At 35.3% G+C, this 19,373-nt stretch carries 19 protein-coding genes; 2 read left to right on the forward strand and 17 right to left on the reverse strand.

From position 1 onward, the window contains the following. Positions 1–22 precede the first annotated feature (22 nt). The 6 genes from rnc to ACVQ8P_RS03535 form a co-directional block, all read right to left on the reverse strand. Entirely contained in the window at positions 23–715 is a 693-nt protein-coding gene (rnc, locus tag ACVQ8P_RS03510; RefSeq protein ID WP_462297520.1) for a ribonuclease III, read from the reverse strand. Positions 716–859: 144 nt separating this feature from the next. After that, entirely contained in the window at positions 860–1,102 is a 243-nt protein-coding gene (gene acpP, locus ACVQ8P_RS03515) for an acyl carrier protein (protein WP_462297521.1), read from the reverse strand. Positions 1,103–1,162: 60 nt separating this feature from the next. Continuing rightward, positions 1,163–2,173, reverse strand: coding sequence for a phosphate acyltransferase PlsX (gene plsX / locus ACVQ8P_RS03520; protein WP_462297522.1), 1,011 nt, complete (start codon positions 2,171–2,173; stop codon positions 1,163–1,165). A 21-nt stretch (positions 2,174–2,194) separates the two neighbouring features. After that, positions 2,195–4,228: an ATP-dependent DNA helicase RecG gene (gene recG / locus ACVQ8P_RS03525; RefSeq protein ID WP_462297523.1), complete on the reverse strand. Its 2,034-nt coding sequence runs from the start codon at positions 4,226–4,228 to the stop codon at positions 2,195–2,197. Positions 4,229–4,305: 77 nt separating this feature from the next. Beyond that, positions 4,306–5,985, reverse strand: a complete 1,680-nt coding sequence (locus tag ACVQ8P_RS03530; RefSeq protein WP_462297524.1) for a DAK2 domain-containing protein — start codon at positions 5,983–5,985, stop codon at positions 4,306–4,308. Positions 5,986–6,024: 39 nt separating this feature from the next. Then, positions 6,025–6,387 (reverse strand): Asp23/Gls24 family envelope stress response protein, encoded by a 363-nt coding sequence (locus ACVQ8P_RS03535; RefSeq protein WP_462297525.1) that lies wholly within the window; start codon positions 6,385–6,387, stop codon positions 6,025–6,027. Positions 6,388–6,626: 239 nt separating this feature from the next. On the opposite strand from ACVQ8P_RS03535, the gene rpmB reads away from it, so the two are divergent. Next, positions 6,627–6,812: a 50S ribosomal protein L28 gene (gene rpmB, locus ACVQ8P_RS03540; protein ID WP_462297526.1), complete on the forward strand. Its 186-nt coding sequence runs from the start codon at positions 6,627–6,629 to the stop codon at positions 6,810–6,812. Between the two features lie 46 nt (positions 6,813–6,858). Here rpmB and ACVQ8P_RS03545 read toward each other — a convergent pair whose 3' ends face one another. The 11 genes from ACVQ8P_RS03545 to gmk all read right to left on the reverse strand — a co-directional run bounded on the left by ACVQ8P_RS03545 (position 6,859) and on the right by gmk (position 18,821). Then, positions 6,859–7,512, reverse strand: a complete 654-nt coding sequence (locus tag ACVQ8P_RS03545; protein ID WP_462297527.1) for a thiamine diphosphokinase — start codon at positions 7,510–7,512, stop codon at positions 6,859–6,861. Beyond that, the gene (rpe, locus tag ACVQ8P_RS03550) at positions 7,509–8,159 is read right to left on the reverse strand and encodes a ribulose-phosphate 3-epimerase (protein ID WP_462297528.1); all 651 of its coding nucleotides are present in this window, start codon (positions 8,157–8,159) and stop codon (positions 7,509–7,511) included. Before rpe ends, ACVQ8P_RS03545 begins: the two co-directional genes overlap by 4 nt. Positions 8,160–8,168: 9 nt before the next feature. Beyond that, positions 8,169–9,056, reverse strand: a complete 888-nt coding sequence (gene rsgA, locus ACVQ8P_RS03555; protein WP_462297529.1) for a ribosome small subunit-dependent GTPase A — start codon at positions 9,054–9,056, stop codon at positions 8,169–8,171. Positions 9,057–9,157: 101 nt separating this feature from the next. After that, positions 9,158–11,152: a Stk1 family PASTA domain-containing Ser/Thr kinase gene (gene pknB / locus ACVQ8P_RS03560; protein ID WP_462297531.1), complete on the reverse strand. Its 1,995-nt coding sequence runs from the start codon at positions 11,150–11,152 to the stop codon at positions 9,158–9,160. Further along, positions 11,149–11,895 (reverse strand): Stp1/IreP family PP2C-type Ser/Thr phosphatase, encoded by a 747-nt coding sequence (locus ACVQ8P_RS03565; protein ID WP_462297533.1) that lies wholly within the window; start codon positions 11,893–11,895, stop codon positions 11,149–11,151. The genes pknB and ACVQ8P_RS03565 overlap by 4 nt, the downstream gene beginning before the upstream one ends. 15 nt (positions 11,896–11,910) lie before the next feature. Continuing rightward, positions 11,911–13,263 carry a 16S rRNA (cytosine(967)-C(5))-methyltransferase RsmB gene (gene rsmB / locus ACVQ8P_RS03570; RefSeq protein WP_462297534.1) on the reverse strand — a complete coding sequence of 451 codons (1,353 nt, stop codon included), beginning with the start codon at positions 13,261–13,263 and terminating at the stop codon, positions 11,911–11,913. Continuing rightward, positions 13,260–14,207 (reverse strand): methionyl-tRNA formyltransferase, encoded by a 948-nt coding sequence (gene fmt / locus ACVQ8P_RS03575; RefSeq protein ID WP_462297535.1) that lies wholly within the window; start codon positions 14,205–14,207, stop codon positions 13,260–13,262. Before fmt ends, rsmB begins: the two co-directional genes overlap by 4 nt. Before the next feature lie 15 nt (positions 14,208–14,222). Further along, positions 14,223–16,646 (reverse strand): primosomal protein N', encoded by a 2,424-nt coding sequence (gene priA, locus ACVQ8P_RS03580; RefSeq protein ID WP_462297537.1) that lies wholly within the window; start codon positions 16,644–16,646, stop codon positions 14,223–14,225. A 26-nt stretch (positions 16,647–16,672) separates the two neighbouring features. Continuing rightward, positions 16,673–17,875, reverse strand: a complete 1,203-nt coding sequence (gene coaBC / locus ACVQ8P_RS03585) for a bifunctional phosphopantothenoylcysteine decarboxylase/phosphopantothenate--cysteine ligase CoaBC (protein WP_462297538.1) — start codon at positions 17,873–17,875, stop codon at positions 16,673–16,675. 113 nt (positions 17,876–17,988) lie between these two features. Beyond that, positions 17,989–18,204 (reverse strand): DNA-directed RNA polymerase subunit omega, encoded by a 216-nt coding sequence (gene rpoZ / locus ACVQ8P_RS03590; protein WP_462297541.1) that lies wholly within the window; start codon positions 18,202–18,204, stop codon positions 17,989–17,991. Continuing rightward, positions 18,201–18,821 (reverse strand): guanylate kinase, encoded by a 621-nt coding sequence (gene gmk / locus ACVQ8P_RS03595; RefSeq protein ID WP_462297542.1) that lies wholly within the window; start codon positions 18,819–18,821, stop codon positions 18,201–18,203. Before gmk ends, rpoZ begins: the two co-directional genes overlap by 4 nt. A 180-nt stretch (positions 18,822–19,001) precedes the next feature. On the opposite strand from gmk, the gene ACVQ8P_RS03600 reads away from it, so the two are divergent. Next, entirely contained in the window at positions 19,002–19,334 is a 333-nt protein-coding gene (locus ACVQ8P_RS03600) for a hypothetical protein (RefSeq protein ID WP_462297543.1), read from the forward strand. Positions 19,335–19,373: the final 39 nt, after the last annotated feature.

The raw sequence follows: 19,373 nt of genomic DNA on the forward strand, positions 1-19,373 counted from the left end.
GTCACTAACCTCCTGAACATCTTTATGATCTTAACGACTCCAATGCATTACTTGCTGCTTGTTGTTCCGCAATTTTTTTAGAATGGCCGGCACCTTGCCCAATAATCTTGCCATCAGCACTAACAGTCATCACGTACTGTCTATCATGTTCCGGCCCAAGATCATCAACAACATCGTACGTTATCACGATATCGCCATTTTTTTGTAAAAACTCTTGTAGCGACGTTTTATAATCCATGACATGGTCAAACCAACCCAAATCTAATTTAGGAAAAATGACTTTTTTAATAAATGTTTCAACGGCCAATTTACCTTGATCTTGATAAAGCGCTCCTACAAAAGACTCAAAAATATCACATAATAATGCAGGTCTTTGACGTGCATTAGCTTTTTCTTCACCCTTACCTAAGCGAATAAATTCGTCAAATCGGCATTCTTTGGCAAATGCACTGAAACTCTCTTCACAGACCATTGCGGCTCTTAGACGCGTTAATTTGCCTTGTGGTAGCATTGTGTAACGTTGATATAAATATTCTGAAACGGTTAACTGCAAAACAGCATCCCCTAAAAACTCAATTCGTTCATAAAATTTCAAATTTTCTTTTGGATGTTCATTCACATATGATGCTTGCGTGAACGCTTCATCTAAAAGCGCACCGTTCGTAAACTTAATACCAAAATCTTCTGCTAACATTTCATTTAACCCTTTAATCATTTATTATCCTCCATTACTATCATTAACGTTCTCACAATTATACCCGTTTTACTGGCTAAAAGGTACTCAATACGCAAAAAAGCGCTGGCAAGCTAAACTGCCTAGACGCTTTTATAAACCTATTCAATTAACTACTTTTAATTATTATTTTGTATTCGTTTTAATATACGTAACAACGTCTCCGACGGTTGTTAAACTTTCTGCATCTTCATCAGAAATTTCTGCACCAAATGTATCTTCAAGTTCTAAAACGAACTCAACAACATCAATTGAATCTGCATCTAAATCCTTTTTAAAATCTAAGCTAGTCGTAATTTTTTCTACTGGTAAATCAAAATGTTCTTCGATTATTTTAGCAATTTTTCCAAAAATTTCTTCTTCTGTCATCCCAATAGCCTCCTTTTGAATCATGACGTAATTTTAACCATTTTTCAGAGAAATGTCTAGTTAATTTTCTTTTTTACTAGTCTCTTTTTCAAAGTAGTCAACAATATTGGGTACCATATTTGCGTTTACCATGTCATTAATTTGTTTGATTGTATAATAAATGACTTCAGCCTTACTTGATCCATGAGCCTTCACAACAGGTGCTTTAATTCCTAATAAAACCGCACCACCATACTTGGGTGAATCCATTTTATGCTTCAATTGTTTCAAGCTAGGTTTCAGTAAAAGTGCGCCGATTTTAGCACGTAACCCACCACTCATGATGGCACTTTTTAGTAATGAGAACATCCCCAAAGCCGTTCCTTCAACTGATTTCAAAACCGCATTACCAGTAAACCCATCAGAAACAATAATATCAGCCTTACCAGAAAGTAAATCATTTGATTCAATATTACCCACAAAATTCAATTCAGGATCATTTTGCAATAATTGATGTGCCTCTTGGGTCACTTTATTACCTTTATGTGGTTCTGTCCCATTATTCAATAACCCAATTTTAGGATTAGCAATGTGACGGACATTTTTAGCATAATAATTACCTAACACCGCATATTGATGCAAATGTTCAGGTTTACTTTCTGCATTTGCGCCAGCATCCAATAAATTCACAGTACTATCACTTGAAATGACAGGCAACGTTGCTAGTAATCCTGGACGTGAAATGCCTTTAATTCGGCCAATCACAAATAACCCCGCAGCAAGTAATGCGCCTGTATTCCCACATGAAAAGATAGCGTCATTTTCACCATCTTTAACAGATTGAGCTGCCAAAACCATTGATGCCTTTTTCTTTGAACGAATCGCTTTGACAGGTTCATCGTTGCCATCTATTTCTTCATCCGTGTGTACAATGACAATATTTTTATCATCTTTCAAAAATTCACGAATTCTTTTTTCATCCCCATACAATGTAAATTGAATGGTATTATCTTCATTTCTAGCGCGCTCTACACCCTCAACGATTGATTGAGGCGCAAAATCGCCGCCCATTGCATCGACTGCTAATTTCATAATTGAATTCTCCTAACTCGTTTAATCGAATTTTAAATCCGTATTTTGATGTCCTTTTAAATAATCGTTCAGTGGTTTAAATTCAGGATTACTTGCAAAATCATCCCTAAAAACAAGTTCATGCGCTTCTTGTTGCGCGACTTGTAATGCATTAATATCACCAATTGGATCACCAATTTTAAAATCAGGTATCCCCGATTGTTTCCGTCCTAGCACGTCTCCAGCACCTCGCAATTCTAAATCCTTTTGCGAAATCACAAAACCATCTGTTGTCTCCGTCATAATTTGCATCCGTTGTCTCCCAAATTCATTTTTAGGGTCAGCAATTAACACACAATATGAGGCCTTTTTTCCACGACCCACTCGACCTCGTAATTGATGTAATTGTGCCAAACCAAATCGCTCAGCATTATAAATCATCATCACTGTGGCATTCGGCACATCGACACCAACTTCAATAACTGTCGTCGATACTAGCAGCTGATATTTATTGGCTTTAAAATCAGTCATCATTTGATCTTTTTCATCGTTTTTCATTTTACCATGCAAAAGACCCACTTTATATTTTGGTTCAAATACTTCTTTCATATTCTCATATAGTGCCAACGCATTTTTTAAATCTAACGTTTCAGATTCATCAATTAAGGGTGTAATTACATAAGCTTGTGACCCTTGAGCTAACTGTTCTTTAATTAAATCAATTGCTTTACCCACTTGTGAACTTTTCAGCCACGAAGTCGTAATCGGTTGACGTCCTGCAGGTAATTCATTAATCGTCGACACATCCATTTCACCATAAGACGTAATAGCTAACGTTCTTGGGATTGGCGTAGCCGTCATCGCTAAGACATCAGGTTCAGCACCTTTTTCTCTTAAAATCCGGCGCTGATTCACACCAAATCGATGTTGCTCATCGGTAATAACCAGCCCAACACGCTTAAATGAAACGTCGGGTTGAATGATTGCATGCGTCCCAACAATTAAATTGACTTCACCAGATTCAAGATGCGTCAATAATTCACGTCTGGCTTTAACCTTCATTGAACCAGTTAAAAGAGCAACATTGACTGGAAAATCTGCGAATAACGCTGCCAAATTGTTAGCGTGTTGTTCAGCTAAGATTTCTGTTGGTGCCATTAAAACAGCCTGATATCCAGCCGTAATAGCGGCATACATAACTATAGCCGCAACAATCGTTTTACCTGATCCAACATCACCCTGAAGCAAGCGATTCATATGAATGGGTTGCTTCATATCAGCACAAATTTCGTTAACCACTCTTTTTTGAGCCGCCGTTAATTCAAAAGGTAGCGTCTGAATAAATTTTTTTAATTCAGCATTTCGATAATTAATTTTAATGCCATAATTTTTAGTATCACTCTTTTTGACATATTGTAATTTCAACTGAAATAAAAAGAATTCTTCAAAAATAGCTGTTCGTTTGGCATCATGAAAATTTTTTTCATCCTGCGGAAAGTGGATATCATGTAGCATTGTCTGACGATCAATTAACCGATACTTCTGAATTAATTCATTGGGTAATAACGAATCTATCTGATCAGCATATTGTTTAAATGCTTGCGTTATTAATTGGCGTATAGCTGTTTGATGAATATCTTTAGAAGATCGATAAATCGCAGCTAGTCTATCATCAGTTTGTTTAGTCAATAACTTCATGCCTGATAAACTTTTTCGCTTGTCATCCCATTTACCATATACAGCCACTTCTTTACCTATCTCAAACTGTTTTTGTAGAAAAGGTTGATTGAAAAAACTAACGGTTATATTACCGTCGTCTACTAATAATCGCACATTTAACAAATTTCTTTTTTGACCAAATCGAATTAAAACGGGTTCAGAAGAAACAGTTCCTTTTAAAGTCACTTTTTCTTGATCCGTAATTTCAGATAATTTTTTTGCTTTTAAATCGTCATATCGATAAGGATAAAAGGTTAGTAAATCAGCAATTGTGTTGATACCTAATTGATTAAGCGCCGTTAATTTTTTAGGCCCAACGCCAGTTAAAACACTCACCGAATCATTCAATGAAGACATTATGATACCTCACTTTCTACAGAATATAAAAAACAGGAGAGAACACAGTCTCATCCCGCCTTTATTTTGTTCTATTTTTATTCAACTGAAATTAAGTAAGGATAGACCGGTTGATTCCCCTCATGAATTTCAACTTCTAAATCTTCATCAATCGTGTAAATAGCTTCTTCAATTGCTTTAGCTTCATCTTCAGAGCCATCTTCACCCACAATAATGGTGATGATTTCACTATCTTCATTTAACATTTTTTTAGTCATTTCAATGGCAACTTTTTTACGATCATTATCAGTTACTTTGATGTTCCCATCAATAATACCCATATAATTATCTTTTTTAATTGCTACACCTTCGATGGTTGTATCACGAACGGCAATCGTTACTTGACCAGAAGTTACGGTATCCAAGTTTTCAATCATTGCGTCTTTATTTTCTTCCAATGTGCTATCAATATTAAATCCAAGCATTGCTGTCATCCCTTGCGCAATTGTGCGACTTGGCACAACAACTGCAGGAACAGCAGAAACATCAACAGCTTGTTCAGCAGCTAGGAAAATATTTTTATTATTAGGTAAAATAATCACATTCTTAGCTCTAGTTGCTTCAATTGCTTTAACAATATCCTCCGTACTTGGATTCATCGTTTGTCCACCACTTAAAATGTAAGACACACCTAAGCTCTTGAACAATGTCGCAACACCCGCACCAGATGAAATTGAAATAACCGCAATTTCACTAGGTTCAACAGCCTCAGACTTCACTTCATCTTCTTCATCATTTTCTAAAATTGTTTCATGTTGTTGACGCATGTTATCAACTTTAACTTTCATCAATGACCCATAATGTTGACCGTAAGTCATCACTTCACCGGGATGTTCTGTATGAACGTGAACTTTAACGACTTCATCATCAGCAACCACAAGAAGAGAATCACCGATTTCACTCAAATGATTTCTAAATTCATCGTAATCAAACTTTTGATCAACTAAGCGACCTGCACCCAATTTAAGCATAATTTCCGTACAGTAACCAAATTTAATATCTTCTGTACTTAGTTGACTTTGCACGCTTTGATGATGGCTAGCATTAACCATTTCATCCATTTCTTTTTCGTTTGGTTTGTATTCTTCACTAACCGTTTCTTTCCCCGTTAATGCATCGTAAAAGCCTTCATAAACGAATGTTAACCCTTGGCCACCTGAATCAACAACCCCGACTTCTTTTAAAACAGGTAATAAGTCTGGCGTTGTTGCCAATGCTTTTTTAGCAGCTTCATAAGTAGCTTCCATAACAACGATAACATCGTCACTCTCAGAAACAGCTTTATTTGCTGCCTTAGCGGCTTCTCTTGCAACTGTTAAAATAGTTCCTTCAGTTGGTTTCATAACAGCCTTATAAGCGACTTCTACACCACCTGTTAAAGCATCTGCTAGATCAGCAGCTGTTAAAACGTCTTTAGCTTCAATTCGTTTATAGAAACCTCTAAAAATTTGCGATAAAATAACACCTGAGTTACCTCGAGCACCCATTAATAAACCTTTAGCTAAAATTGATGCTAACTCCCCAACATGCTCAGAAGGTGAATCTTGAACATACTTTGCCCCACTTGCGAACGAAAGGTTCATATTTGTACCTGTATCACCATCTGGAACTGGAAAAACATTTAATGAATTAATAAATTCGGCATTTTTAGCCAATCGTTGCGAGCTAACTTGGATCATTTGTCTAAATTCTTGATCCGTAATTTTTGTAACAGTCACTTCGTTTTCCTCCTTGGTCCCTACTAAAATAGCTGGTTACTAATCGCCTAGTACGCGAACACCTTGCACTAATACGTTAACTGAATTAGCAGATACACCTAGCATTGTTTCTAAATTGTACTTCACTTTTTCTTGGACATTTCGACAAACTTCAGATATTTTTGTGCCATAACCAACAATAATATAGACATCAATAGCCACACCATTATCTTCTTGACGCACAACAACACCTCTAGAATAATTGTCTCTTCTTAAAATTCCATTCACATTATCACGAATTTGATTTTTACTTGCCATTCCGACAATACCAAAAATCTCAGTTGCAGCACCGCCAACAACTGTTGCAATAACTTCATTATCAATATCAATCGTACCAAATTGCGTTTTGATCTTAACAGCCATAAGAATAGCCTCCTTATATTTTCACACAATCAATAAGAGTATTTTATCATAGGATATGATAGAATAAAAGAAAAATAGCAACCAAGAAAATTCAATTCCCCGACGTTTGGGAATTTCAAGCTGTCAAGCAAATTTACTTGAAAGAAAAGTATTGCATTATATGGCCAAATATGATATTTTGGTTTAGGTAAGTAAGCATAGCTTTGCTTTTTAAGTGAATTGCAGAGGAGGATATGAATATGGCAAAAGATTTTATTACAGGACGTAAGACTACTTTCGGTAAGAAACGTTCTCATGCATTGAACCAAACAAACCGTAGCTGGAAACCTAATTTACAAAAAGTTCGCATCTTAGTTGATGGTAAACCTAAAAAAGTTTATGTATCTGCTCGCGCTTTGAAGTCAGGTAAAGTTACTCGTGTTTAATTCAAATTAAAAAGACTCAGCATTATGCTAAGTCTTTTTTTTTACCCTATTTCTCATCATCACGGCTTTGAATCACGACAACAACACCCGATTCAAAGCTAAATTCCCCTGTATCTCCCATAAATTCATTACTAGCTAATGATACCGGATTCACAAAATCAACTTGATTCAAGGTATACTTTTCATCTACCAAGCTTAATTTTGTAACTGGCGTCAATGGAATAAAGGCAAGATACTTTTTGTTATTTTCTTTAGTTAAATGATAACTTCCCGGTTTAAAAAAACGAATTGAATTTTGTTTATCAACTAAACAAATTTTTTCAAACATCGTCTTAAATGGCTCTCTAAAAATAAAGAATAGATTTGCCAATAAATGATCAATTCGACCACCCGTTGCACCATAAATCGCAACTGAATCAAAATCAAATACCTTAATCGCTTCTTTCAAAGCTAATTCAGTATCCGTATCATCTTTTTCAGGGTTAGCCGTTTTAACTTGTTTACTATGATTAGAAACTAATTCAAACTCATTTTCAGTCATTGAATCAAAATCACCAATCGACAACTCCGGTGTAATCCCCAAATGAATGAGCCGTAACGCCCCTCTATCGACCCCAATCCACGGGCCCTGTACATTGCCAGCAATCAATTCTTCTGGCCACTGTTCTTTAGGTCCACCAACTAAGATATTGAGTTTCATTTTGTTGCTTCTCTTAATTTGTTAATTTGTTCAGTTGGATCATCACTATTGTAAATGTATGAGCCTGCAACTGCGACTGTTGCGCCGCTTTCAAGACATTCTTTGATTGTTTGTTCATTAATACCACCATCAACTTCAATATCAAAATTATAATCTTGAACTTGTTTAATACGGTCTAATTGATCAATTTTACGCTTCATTTCTGGAATAAATGATTGCCCCCCAAATCCAGGGTTAACAGTCATTACTAATACCTGATCAACAAATGGTAAAACTTGTTTAATAGTTTCCAATGATGTTCCTGGATTAATAACAACTTCAGCTTTAACACCCAATTTTTTAATTTGTTGGATTACACCAAAAATATGTGCCGTTGCTTCAACGTGTATGCCAATAATATCAGCACCAGCTTTAGCAAATTCTTCAATATAATTTTCTGGATTTTCAACCATCAAATGACAGTCTAAAACCATTTTTGTTAATGGGCGAATAGCTTCAACAACATTTGCGCCAAAAGTTAAATTAGGTACAAAATGACCATCCATAATATCGATATGCAAGTATTCAGCACCTGCTTGATCGACTACTTTAATATCCTTTTCCAAATTTGCAAAATTAGCGCTTAAAATCGAAGGTGATAATTTCATTTTGACATCTCATTTCTTATAGTTTGGTTTTTGAGCAACAATTAATTGATTAAATTGTACATAATTATCATAGCGACTTTGCAATAAGTCGCCTTGTTCAAGTGCCGCCTTGACTGCACATTTAGGTTCCTTAATATGTAAACAAACTCTAAATTTACATCCGACAGATAATTCATTAAATTCTGGGAATAATTTTGGCAACTCTTCTTTTGACATATCAAACAAATCAAAAGATGAAAAGCCAGGCGTATCAGCAATTAATCCACCGGCAATTGGCATCAACGTGACTTTACGTGTTGTATGCTTTCCACGATGTAATGCTTTTGATATTTCAGCCGTTTGTAAAGCCAATTCTGGCATAATTTTGTTTAATAAAGTTGATTTTCCTGCTCCCGTTTGACCCATCACAACGGCAATTTTACCTGGAAAAGTATCTTGTAATTCTTTAACAACAGCATCTTCATTTTCACCCAATGGAAAAAACGTTGGATAGATTTGGCTATAAGCCTGAATAATAGTGCTTAATTCAGCTATTTTTTCTTCAGGAATTAAATCACCCTTTGAAAAATACAATACAGGTTTAATATGATGTGATTCTAACATAATCAACTGTCTATCCAATAAATTACTTGAAAATGCGGGTTCGACACATGATGTCACAACAATGGCTTCATCGATATTCGCCACCGGTGGTCGAATTAAACTATTCTCACGATCATGAATATTAAGAATATAACCTTCTTTTTTATTTTCAGCTTTAAAATCAACCCAATCACCAACTAAGGGTGCCTGATTTGAATTTCTAAAATTACCTCGAGCTCTTGTTCGATAAGTTTCGCCTTCGACATCAATGTCGTAAAAGCCACTTAATGATTGTCTAATTTGACCTGTTACCAATAAATAATCCTCCTTTAACCGAATTGATGTAACCGTTTTATATCAAAAGTTTAAAAATAGGTGAGTCATTACCTCACCTTTAATTTTACCACATCTTGAATTTAATTCTTAGTCACATTATCATTTTCCGCAATAACTTTATCATCACGTAAAATCTTATAACTTCCTGATTTGCCAGAATCTAAAACAAATGACAATTTAAAATCAGTATTTTTTGTAATTATTTTACGTTCATACAAAGTATCTAGGCTGTGTGTCTTATCTTTAATATACACTTCAATGACATTCTCATTGGTTTTTGATTCTGAAGAACTGGAACTAGTGCTTGAACTAGAACTGCCATCTGACGAAGAATCTTTATCAACTGAACTAGCACTTTCTGAAACAATCGACTTAAATGGAACAGCCACCGTTTTTACAAACTCATCCGTTGTATCTTCTTTACCTTTTGAAATAGTAACTGCCAAACTACCACCTTTAGAAAATGAAGTTCCAGCTGCTGGAGATTGTTTGATTACTTGACCCTTTTCAATCGTATTTGAATAAGCGTCACTAATTGATAAGTTAGCTCCAATTTCATCTACGTAATCCTGGACACTTTTTTTCGTGTATCCCGATAAGTCTCTAAGTGTATATACTTTAGCACCTGAACTAACCGTCAAAGTAATAACGGTATCACTAGGTACTACTTTTTTGCCTGCTAAAATATCCTGCGCCATAATTTCATTTTCAGGTACAGAAGACGAATGACTTGTCTCTTTTTCAACAGTAAATCCATCGTTTTCTAATGTTGCTTTAACATCATCATAGTCATCGCCAACATATTTAGCGATTTTAATTTTAGCTTTTCCTTTTGACACAATAACATCAACTTTATTTTTCTCTCGAATCGTTTCATTTTTCTTAGGTGTCGATTTGATGATGTTTCCACTATCAACCGTTTCGTTATTCGTTCGAATAATTTTACCAATTTCTAAATTTTTATCTGATAAACTTGATTTGGCTTCACTGACCGTCATACCACTCAAATCAGGAACTTTAACCTCTTTTGGCGAACTCATCGCAATGACCGTACCACCTAAAATAATGACAATAAGCGCAAAGAAAATTGTCCCAATAGTCCACTTTTTGCGATGACTCATTTTTTTATTGTTAGCTATCATCGTTTCTGATTTCTTATCTGGACTAATTATCTTCCCTGTTTGCTTATCAAATACTGGCAATACTTTTGTCTCATCACTAACTAATTCTTCAGGTTGCCATTTTGTTGCATTCTTCTGTGCTAAACATTTTTCTAAAGCACTTGACATCTCTTCGGCCGATTGAAATCTATCTCGTGGTACTTTACTGGTTGCTTGTAAAACAACATTTTCAAGTGATTGTGGAATAGTTGAATCAAACTTACGAACAGATGGTACCTCATTTTGAAAATGCTTAAGTGCAATTGAAACAGCCGTTTCGCCTTCAAAGGGAACCTTACCCGTTAACATTTCATACAAAATAATCCCCAGTGAATAGATATCAGATTGCTTCGTTGCCATACTACCTCTAGCTTGTTCAGGCGAAAGGTAATGAACAGAACCTAACAAGGTGTTCGTCTGCGTTAATGAATGATCAGCCAATGCCACTGCAATACCAAAATCAGTAATTTTAGCATTGCCTGCCTCATCAATTAAAATATTTTGAGGCTTTAAATCACGATGAATAATATTATGATCATGAGCAACTTGTACAGCTGATAAAATTTGAATCATGATATCAACAACTACTTGGAATGGAATTGGAAATTGTTTCGTGATATAAGTTTTTAAATCATGTCCAGGAACGTACTCCATGACCATATATTGCAGACCGTCAACTTCACCAACGTCATACACGTTCACAATATTAGGATGGACTAATTCCGTTGTCGCCAACGCTTCACGTTTAAAACGTCTAACGGTGTCCTGATCGTCTCTCAAATCAACTCGTAGTACTTTAACAGCCACTAGTCGGTCTAAAATTAAATCAGTTGCAAGATAAACATTGGCCATGCCACCTTCACCTAATGAATTAATTATTTTATAACGTTCATTAAAAATTGTATCAGGTTTCATTTTACTATCTCCTGTCGATCATCGTTAACTAGGAGTGCGGTAACATTATCTAATCCGCCCGCTTTATTAGCCAATCGAATTAATTCTGCACATTTTTCTTCAACTGTTCTAGAATTTTCTAAAACTTCTTTGATAACTTCATCAGAAATCATTTTAGTTAAACCATCCGTACATAATAATAATAAATCACCTGGTTCAGAATCGTTAACCGCAATATCTGCGTCAGCTTCCGAAGAAATACCCAAACTTCTGGTAATCATATTTTTTTGAGGATAATTTTTAGCGTCTTCTACTGATAGTTCCCCACGCTTGATTAATTCATTTACTAACGAATGATCTTCCGTCAATTGATAAAGTTGCTGTTTTCGCAACAAATACCCCCGACTATCACCAATATTAGCAACAATAAATTTATCTTCAAAGAAAACTGCACATACAATGGTTGTCCCCATACCTGAAAGATCTTTATATTGATTAGATTTTTCGATGATTTTTTTATTTTCCATCTCTACTTCTTTGGCAATCCATTTTATTGCATGACTAGGTTCACTAAAATTTGTTTCTTCAAACCGGAATCCCATATGTGAAACAGCCATCTCTGAAGCAACATCCCCACCTAAATTACCACCAATACCATCTGCGACCATCACAAAAGAAATGCCACTTCTATTATGAAAGACACCAACATAATCTTCATTGTTCTTTCTAACACTACCTACATCTGTTTGATAGGCAACCTTCATACTTACACCCCGAATCTAAAGTTGTTTTTCTAAGCACGTAATGAAGAATCCATCTGAATGATAATCATCTGGATAAATAGTTAATTCTTTATCATCGCGATTTTCTTTTAACGCTAGAGCAGTTGGTGTTTCGATTACTTTGAATTCAGGATGTGTGGCAACAAATTGGTTAACAACATCCTTATTTTCAATATCTAAAATCGTACATGTACTATAAGTTAATCGACCACCTTTTTTCAAAGTTGGTGCAACCTTATCTAAAATAGCTAATTGGATTTTTTGTAAGTTATTTGAATCAGCCAACGTTTTTTCATATTTAATTTCTGGTTTACGACGCATCAATCCAATTCCAGAACAAGGCGCATCAACAAGAATTGAATCAAAATACTCATTATCAAATTCTTCTGAAATTAAACGAGCGTCCAACACCATCTCTTCAACGACACTTGACAGCCCTAATCGTTTAGCATTTTCACCGATTAATTTAACTTTATGTGCATGAATATCTAGCCCAATAACTTCTCCAAATTGTGACTCATCTAAAAATGAAGCAATATGTGTGGTTTTACCACCTGGTGCTGCACACGCATCTAGAACTTTATCACTTGGTTGGATATTCATTGCGTCAGCAACTAGCATTGCACTTTCGTCTTGAATCGTTATTAAGCCATCATGATAAGCCCCACTATCAGGCGCAAATCCGTTAGTCACTAATAAACCAACTGGTGAAACTTGACTACGTTTTACATCAAATCCCTCAGTTTCCATTTGTTCAACGACTTCATCGACCGTTGCTTTTGCCGTGTTGACTCTGACAGATTGATCAGGTGCTTCATTAATTGAAGCTAGTATATGCGTTGTTTTTTCTAATCCAACTTGTTTAATTAATTCGTTAACTAACCAAACTGGCGTACTACTCTCAATACTCAATCGTTCAATATCATCTTTAATTTCAGAAACAGGACGAATACCTTCACGTTCAATTGCATGCAAAACGCCTGTCACAAATTTACGCGTTCCAGCATGACCTTTTCGCTTCGCAATTTCAATTGATTCATTAAAAATAGCACGAGTTGGAATTTTATCCAGGTAATGCATCTGATAAATAGCACTCAATAATAATTCTTGAACCCAATTATCCATTTTACTAGGATTTTTAACAAAGGGGGCTAACCAGTATTCTAAGGTAAGTCGTCTTTGAATAACACCATAGACTAATTGCGTTAATAAATGGGCATCACGAACTTCCATATGATTATTCTTAATCACTTGGTTCAATGCAATATTTGAATAAGTTCCTTGTTTAGCTACCCTTGTTAAAAGATCAACTGCTAAGAATCGGGGGGTTGCTTTTAAATCAGTTTTCATACATCAATCACCTGTTGTCCTTCTTTTATTCCTTGTCCACTACCGTTTAGATAATCAACAATGGTTTGTTTTGATTTACCATTTGGTTGGAGCGTATTAATTGCGACAACAGTCCCTTTGCCACAAGCTATTTTTAATGACTTCTTAGTGACTTCAACAACTTGTCCAACTGATAAATCAGTTTTCTCATCTAATACAGTCACATCCCAAATTTTAGTTCTTTTACCTTTAAAACTCGTATATGCGCCCGGAACTGGTCTTAAACTACGAATTTTCCAGTCAACTTCATTAGCTGTTTTCGAAAAATCGAGTGCTTCTTCTTCTGATTTAATAGTAGGAGAAAAAGAAACTTCATCTTCGTTTTGTGGCGTTGATTCACTTGTCCCATCAATTAATTTTGGTAATGTTTCAAGAAGAAGTTCCTTACCTAATAGACTCAACTTTTCAAACATCGAACCTGAATCATCATTATTTTCAATTTTGATTGCACGGCGACTAATGATATTCCCAGCATCCATTTTTTTAACCATATAAATAATCGTGATACCTGTTTCTTGCTCACCATTCATAATAGCATATTGAATTGGTGCACCACCACGATACTTAGGCAACAATGAACCATGCACATTAATGGCCCCAATTTTGGCAGCTTCTAACAATTTTGTTGGCAAAAATTGACCAAATGCTGCAGTTACCAAAAAGTCTGGTTCCATCGCAATCACTTTAGCCATCTCATCACTACCGCTTAATTTTTCTGGTTGTAAAACATCAATACCATGTTTAACTGCAACCTTTTTCACTGGTGATTGTGTTAATAACCGTTTGCGTCCAACCAGACGATCTGGTTGGGTCATGACTGCTTTCACGTCATAGCCATTTTCAATTAAACTTTCTAAAATTGGTGCTGAAAATTCTGGTGTTCCCATAAATACGATTGATGTCATAATATTCTCCTTAATTTAAATAAAGTTCACTGGTTCAGAATCAATCGTTAATCTCAAGCCTTTTCGAACCTCAGCTTGAGATTTTGTCATTAATTCTCGTAATCGATCTTTTAAGTGATTTTCTGATTTATATTTAATGACAACTTGATAATAAAATCGGTTGTTAACTCGCATAATTGATTTTGGTGTTGGTCCAAGAATAATCGCTTGATCCGATAACACCGGCTTCAAAAATTGAACAGCTTCTATCATTTTTTTAGCCGCACCTGCTTCATCCGTGTAACTTGCGGTAAGTTGGATTGTATAATAATATGGCGGATAATTTTCCATATGACGAACGGACATTTCTTTTCTATAAAATGACTCATAATCATGATGTTTCGCATATTGAATAGCATAATGATCCGGATTAAACGTTTGAACAATAACTTGCCCTTTTTTTTCAGCTCGACCAGCTCGACCACTCACTTGTGTTAACAATTGAAAGGTTCGTTCACTTGATCTAAAGTCAGGTAAACTCAGTGCCGTATCTGCATTGAGCACCCCCACTAATGTCACATCAGGAAAATCTAGCCCTTTTGCAATCATTTGTGTGCCCAACAAAATATCCGCTTCTTTTGCACCAAATTTAGCTAGAATTTTTTCATGTGCTCCTTTTTTACGTGTCGTATCAACATCCATTCGTAAAATTCTAGCCTCAGGGTATAACGTTTTAAGCTCTTCTTCAACTTTTTGTGTCCCTGTCCCATAATACCTAATTTTTCGGCTATGACAGTTAGGACAAACCTTAGGAATGCCTTCTTCATGGCCACAGTAATGACATTTCATCGTATGCGTATCCATATGCAACGTTAAGGATGTATCACAGTTAGGACAAGGTAAGACAAATCCACAATCACGACACATCACAAAAGATGAAAAACCACGTCTATTTAACATCAAGACAGTCTGTTCTTTTTTATCAAGTCGTTTAGTAATTTCATTTCTAAGAGGTTCTGAAAAATTACTTTCCCCTGTATTTTTCATTTCTTCTCTCATGTCAATTAACGTCACTTCAGGCATTGGTTGACCATTTATACGATGTGGCAATTGTAACCACTCATAGACCCCTTTTTGAGCTCTAGCACGTGATTCGAGGGATGGCGTTGCACTCCCTAATATCACTGGACAATGATGCCTCTGACTTCTCCAAAGAACAACATCTCTTGCATGATATCTTGGTGTTTCATCTTGTTTGTAACTTGATTCATGTTCTTCATCTACAATAATGACACCAATATTATCTAAAGGCGCAAAAACAGCTGAGCGCGCACCAACAACGACCTGCGCTTCTTTACGTTCAATTCTACGCCACTCATCATAACGTTCACCATCAGATAAACCACTATGAAGAACTGCAACTAAATTTCCAAAACGCGACTTAACTCGCTTTACCATTTGAGGGGTTAATGCAATTTCTGGAACAAGCATTAATGCCGTTTTACCAAGTTCAAGTGCTTTTGCAATTGTCTGTAAATAGACCTCTGTTTTACCACTTCCGGTAACACCCTGAAGTAAGAAGGTCTTATCAGTATCACTTTTAATAGCCTCATCAACCGCTTTAACTGCAACTTCTTGATCTGGTGTTAATTTTTGCATGTCAGTTGATTCAATAACAGTATCTTTATACGGATCTCGATATACTTCTGTTTCAACTTTTTGCAACCACCCATTTTTAGCACCAACCGTAATTGTCGAACTTGTTACACCTATTTGTTCAACGACCTGTTTCTGTGGAATCAGCTTATCTGCCATTTCAGTTAATGATTGAAGATAATTAATTAATAAATGTTGTTGCTTCGCATTTTTACGTAAGCCGCTTTTAATATCTTCATAAGCTTCAAAATCCAGTTTGGGTTGAATTGATAATTGTTTTTTTACTTTAGCCTTATTACCAACTTCATAGACTATTTCAGCTTTTTCATTTTTAGTTAATTGTGACAATTTTTTTATGATTTCAGCATCCATATGTTCTGGATCAAATTCAATCGAATCCTGACCTTGAAATAATTCAGCCTGCAGTGTTTTATCAATTTCATCAATCAGGCGAATCCTTTTTTTATACGTAGCCCGCATGACGCTTGGTAATACTAGTTGTAAAGCAGTAATTCGAAATGAGAAGGTTTCATTAGCTATCCACTTAGATAGATCTAATAATTCGGTATTCACAACAGGTTTAAGATCAACGATTGATTGAATATCTTTTACATTACCATCAAACTCGTCATCATCAAGACTAATCACAAATCCTTGAACTAGCCGTTTACCATTTCCAAACGGCACAATAACACGCATTCCAATCTCAATCTCATCCGTTAACAATTCAGGGATTGAATACGTATAAGGTTGATCCGTTTGCATCGTAGGAACATCAACGATAATTTTTGCATATTGCATCATACCGAAGCCTCCTTTCATTAACCTATTTATTTCCTTAAATCACTTATAATAACCTCTAATAGGTCCTTAGCAATCTGGTTTTTACTAGTTTGTTTGATAAATTTATTTTCCATCTGTGGTCTAAGCAACGTTACTTCATTTTCATTACTGTTAAAACCAATGGCAGAATTTGAGACATCATTCAAAACTAATAAATCCAAATTTTTCTTTTCTAATTTTTCTTGCGCATTTACCAACCCATTTTGCGTTTCAGCAGCAAATCCAACTAGGTATTGCTTTTGCTTAATTTCACCCAAATGTTTTAAAATATCTGGATTTTTTTCTAAGGTTAAAGTGAGTGTATCTGCAGACTTTTTAATTTTTTGATCCGCAACCGTTTGAACTCGATAATCTGAAACGGCCGCTGCCATAATTAAAATATTTTGTTTGTCGAATCGACTATTAATAGCTTCCGATAACGCTACTGCCGTTTTAACTCGAATTGTTTCAACCCCAACAGGATCAGGTAATTGGCTGACACCACTAATTAAAGTAACATTAGCCCCTAACTTTCGTGCTTCGATTGCAATTGCAAAACCCATTTTACCAGAAGAATCATTACCAATAAAACGAACTGGATCAATTCTTTCTTGTGTACCACCAGCCGTGACTAACACATTTTGACCTTTTAGTGGTTGAATTGAATCCTCAAAATTAGCATTAATAACGGACATAATTGTCGCTAATTCTGGAAAACGTCCTTTACCTGAATAGCCTTCTGCTAGAAATCCCGTTTCTGGTTCAATTATTTGCACATTATCTTGTTCTAATAATTTAAGATTGCGTTGCGTTGCAGGATTCATTAGCATATGCTCATTCATTGCAGGCACAACTACTTTAGTCGCTTCAGTTGCTAATATTGCAGTTGATACGAAATCATCCGCAATTCCATTAGCCATTTTAGCAATCATATTCGCCGTGGCTGGTGCAATAACCATCACATCTACCCAGTCTGCAAATTCAATATGAGCAACATGTTCAGACTCTTGTGTTGAAAATAAATCAGTCAATACTTTATTCTTGCTCAACGTTTTAAAACTCAATGGCGTCATAAATTCAGTTGCTGCATCTGTCATTGCAACTCGAACAGCTGCACCTTGTTTAATCAACGCTCGGACTAATTCCAAGCTTTTATATGCCGCGATGCCACCCGTTACAACAATCCCAATTTTTTTATTTTCAAGTGTCATTCTATATCGCTCCCATGACGAATTTAGTTTATTCTCTATTGTATCAATTTTCTATGAAATAAAATAGGAGTTAGGACAATTAGCTTGTCTTAACTCCTTTTCATTTAATTGAATTAACGAATATCTTCTTTTTCAACTGGATCAATAATTAAATCACCGGTAACGACTTCTTCCAAAGCACGTCCGACATTTTTAATTGATTTGTAATTAGAAAGCATTGGTAAGGCACCCGCATCCAATTCATGGGCACGTTTACTTGCTAACATAATTAATGAGTATCTTGAATCTACTTGTTTCAATAAGTCATCGACTGAAGGATATAAAATCATTTAAATACATCTCCTAATTGTTTTCTATAGTCAGGTAAAAAACGTTTAACACGCCAACGTTCAGCTTTAATAATCGTTTGGATTTTTTCAACGGCATCATTTATTTCATCATTAACAACCGCGTAATCATAATTTTGCATCATATCAATCTCGCCAATAGCTTTTAACATTCGCTTATCAATAGTTGCAGAGTCATCTGTTCCACGTCCCGTGATTCTTTGTCTTAATTCCATTAAATCAGGTGGCGTTAAGAAAATAAATAAACCGTCAGAAATTTTTTCTCGAACTTGCATAGCACCTTGTACTTCAATTTCAAGAAAAACATCTTGACCAGCATCAAGCATCTTATTTACATATTTTAACGGTGTTCCATAGTAATTGTCAACATACTTGGCATATTCTAACATACCGCCCGTCGCAATTTCATTTTCAAATTCTTCTTTTGATACAAAATGATAATCAACACCATCAACTTCACCCTCTCGCATTTTACGAGTGGTCATCGAAATTGAATAAAGAAACTTATTGTCATCTTGATCAAAAATCGCTTTTCTTACGGTTCCTTTACCGACCCCTGATGGACCAGATAGTACGATCAACATTCCACGATTAGCCATTAATTTTGTAAACTCCTCTAAGATAAGTATTAATAAATAGTATGCACTTTTTACACCAATTATTCAAGCCTTTTATCCATTCGCTCTCCTTTTAAAATTTATTTTAAATTAATGCTTGCTTTACCGAACGTTTGTTCGTATAATAAAAATACAAACAGATGTTCGGGGAGGAACTTTATTATGCAAAACAAACAACAAACGACAATTCAAACAATTGGTTCAACATTACAATACTCATATCACAAAATTTTTGATTTAGATGATTTTATTCTAAAACCACAAATGCCCCAATTTCAATTAAAGCTCTTTACTGAACAGAGTTTAAAATCCAAAAAAACAATTATTCTACAACTAAATCCAACTGGATTTCAAAAAGAGTTTCAAGAACTTCGTGGTACTTTGCATAGGCACTCTACTTCCAAACAATTACTATTTAAAACACAATATACTAACGTCACTTACCTACTTAATAATAACCAACTTCGTTATATTGCTTTACTTGACTCCATATAAAAATGGTCACTTTCTATCAACTAGAAAATGGCCATTTTT

It is taken from the genome of Dellaglioa sp. BT-FLS60 (genome assembly GCF_054941065.1).